Below are 2,925 nucleotides of genomic sequence, written 5' to 3' on the forward strand. Positions count from 1 at the left end.
CGCCAGATGACGATGTCGGCCATCTTGCCGTCTTCGAGCGAGCCGACATGCTCCGCGATGCCGAAGGTGCGCGCGGCATTGATGGTGTATTTGGCGACATAGCGCTTGATGCGCTCATTGTCGCCGAAACGCGTCGCCTCCTCGGGCAAGCGGCCACGCTGCTTCTTCATCTTGTCGGCCAATTGCCAGGTCCGGCAGATCACCTCGTTGATGCGACCCATGCCCTGGCTGTCGGAGCCAAGCATCGAGATCGCGCCGATGTCATGGAGGATGTCCTCGGCGGCAATGGTCTGGGCGCGGATTCGGCTTTCGGCAAAGGCGACATCCTCTGGGATGGCCGGGTTGAGATGGTGGCACACCATCGTCATGTCGAGATGTTCGTCGAAAGTGTTGATCGTGTAGGGGTTGGTCGGGTTGGTCGACGACGGCAGGCACCACGGCACGCCGGCGACGCTGATGATGTCGGGCGCATGCCCGCCCCCTGCCCCCTCGGTATGGTACATGTGGATGGTGCGGCCGTTGATGGCGGCGAGCGTATCCTCGAGGAAGCCGGACTCGTTCAGCGTGTCGGTGTGGATCTGGACTGGGAAATCGAGCTCGTCGGCCACCGTCAGGCAGGTGTCGATCGAGGCCGGCATGGTGCCCCAGTCCTCGTGCAGCTTGAGGCCGAGGCAGCCGGTCTCGATCTGCTCGACGAGCGACGCAGGTCGGTGCGAATTGCCGCGGCCGAGGAAGCCGAAATTGATCGGCCAGTGCTCGGCCGCCTGCAGCATCTTGCCGACGTTGAACGGGCCGCCGCAGTCGATGCCGACCGTAATCGGACCCAGCGAGCCGCCGAGCATGGTGGTGATGCCGGAGGCGATTGCATGGTCGCAGAGCTGTGCGCTGTCAAAATGGACATGGACGTCGAGCGCACCGGCAGTTGCGATCAGGCCTTCGCAGTCGCGCACGGTGGTCGCCGCCGAGACGATGAGGCGCGGGTCGACGCCGTCCATGGTGGCCGGATTGCCGGCCTTGCCGATGCCGACGATCTTGCCGTCACGGATGCCGAGATCGCCCTTGACGATGCCGACGACGGCATCGATCACCGTGACGTTGCACAACAGGAAGTCGAGCGCGCCTTCGGCGCTGGTGACGCCGGCGGCGAGGCCGGCGCCGTCGCGCAGCGTCTTGCCGCCGCCATGCAGGCATTCGTCGCCATAGACGGCGAAATCCTTTTCGACGACGGCGACGAGCGAGGTGTCGCCGAGACGGAAGCCATCACCGGTGGTTGGGCCATACATTGCCGCATAGTCGCGGCGTGACAGGGTTGCCATGATCGTTCCTCCCCTCAGGCGCCGCGGAAGCCGCGGGCGCGGGCATTTTCAAGAGCCGCGGCCTTGGCCGCCGGATCGTCGGCCGAGCCGTTCGACAGTCCGTTGAGCCCGGAAAGCTGCTGCTGTCCGCCAAAGGTGGTCAGCGGCACGTCCTTCTCCTGACCCGGCTCGAAGCGAACGGCGGTACCGGCGGCGATGTCGAGACGCATGCCGAAGGCAGCCGCCCGGTTGAAGTCGAGCGCCTTGTTGACCTCGAAGAAATGATAGTGACTGCCGATCTGCACCGGCCGGTCACCGGTGTTGACGACCTTCAGCGTCAGCTTGCGGCGTCCGGCATTGAGCTCGATGTCGCCATCCTCGGCGACGATTGCCCCAGGTTCGACGTCGTCGGCCGCTGCCCCCGCCGCCGGGCGCAGCGGCTCATGCACGGTGACCAGCTTGGTGCCGTCCCGGAACGTCGCCTCGACCTGCAGCATCGGCAGCATTGCCGCGATCCCGGGCATGACATCGGCCTGGGTCAGGATGGCCGAGCCGATCGACATCATCTCGGCGACCGAGCGCCCTTCCCTGGCACCTTCGAGGATCTCGTCGGTGATGATCGCCACCGCTTCGGGATAGTTGAGCAGGAGCCCCTTGGCCCGCCGCTTGCGCGCCAGTTCGGCCGCCGTATAGATCGTCAGGCGCTCGAGTTCGGTCGGTGTCAGCAACATCGTGGGTACTCCTCAATTCGAAAACAGGCGCTGGCCCGAAGCGCCATGCATGGCGACCGCGATCTCGCAGAGCGGCGTGAACGACCGCAGCGGTTCGTCGTCGACGACAGGCAAGCGGGCCGCGGCCTCGATGGCAGGCAAAACGCGTGCGACAACCTTCTGGGCGTCGATGGCGCCGATCACGCCAAGCCGCACGGCGGCAGTCGAAAGCGACGCCACCATCTGGTAACCGCCGATCGCTACGGCACTCGCCTCGTCAAGGTCGAGCGCCTGCCAGGCGAGCCCCTGGACGACCGGCAGGTGGCCGCAGGCTTCGCCCTTGCGGACCATGGCGCGATAGGCGGGAGCGCCGCAGGTTCCGATCCGCTCATGCGTGGTCAGAAGCGCCATGCCGTTGCGGCGCGAGCCCGAGCGCAGCCCCTCGACGAAGGTCGAGGCCTCGACCTCGCGGTCGAGTTCGGCCAATGCCTCGAGATCGCCGCCGAGCCGGTGGGCCCGAACCAGCGCGACACGGTCGGCATCGGCCCAGCGATGGCGGATCTGGATGTCGACGAAAGCAGCGAAGTCGAAGGCACCCAGTTTTCCGGCAAGCGTGGACGAGGCCTCCAGCCCCTGCGAGAAGGCAAAGCCGCCGGAAGGGAACTGCCCGTCTGCATGCTGCAGGGCGACGAGCAGATGTGCCGATGGAACGCTCATTCGGCCTCCTCGGTCATCTCGACGCGGCCGCCCGAGATGAGCGGCTCGATGCGCGCGGCGTAGGCCGTGGCCGGACCGTCCTGGGCGACGAGCAGATCCTCGCCGTCGAAACGCACCCGCCAGTGCAGGTTGCCGGCGTGATAGCCGAGTTCAAGCGCGTCGCTTGCCGAACGCGGCGTGAATCTCAGCCAGCGCTGCTCGCC

The 2,925-nt window shown here is 66.5% G+C and carries 4 protein-coding genes; all 4 read right to left on the bottom strand.

Annotated elements, in window-relative coordinates; all coding sequences use genetic code 11:
• On the bottom strand, positions 1 to 1,316 hold a 1,316-nt coding region (locus tag HNQ95_RS33235; protein ID WP_182576249.1), incomplete at its 3' end, for an urease subunit alpha.
• A 14-nt stretch (positions 1,317 to 1,330) separates the two neighbouring features.
• Positions 1,331 to 2,026, bottom strand: coding sequence for an urease subunit beta (locus HNQ95_RS33240; RefSeq protein ID WP_182576250.1), 696 nt, complete (start codon positions 2,024 to 2,026; stop codon positions 1,331 to 1,333).
• A 12-nt stretch (positions 2,027 to 2,038) separates the two neighbouring features.
• On the bottom strand, positions 2,039 to 2,722 hold the full coding sequence (locus HNQ95_RS33245) for an urease accessory protein UreF (RefSeq protein WP_182576251.1): 684 nt from the start codon (positions 2,720 to 2,722) through the stop codon (positions 2,039 to 2,041).
• On the bottom strand, positions 2,719 to 2,925 hold a 207-nt coding region (locus HNQ95_RS33250; RefSeq protein WP_512747410.1), incomplete at its 5' end, for an urease accessory protein UreE. The genes HNQ95_RS33250 and HNQ95_RS33245, both read right to left, overlap by 4 nt.

Source organism: Aminobacter ciceronei, from assembly GCF_014138625.1.
In the GTDB taxonomy this organism is placed as follows: Bacteria; Pseudomonadota; Alphaproteobacteria; order Rhizobiales; family Rhizobiaceae; genus Aminobacter; species Aminobacter ciceronei.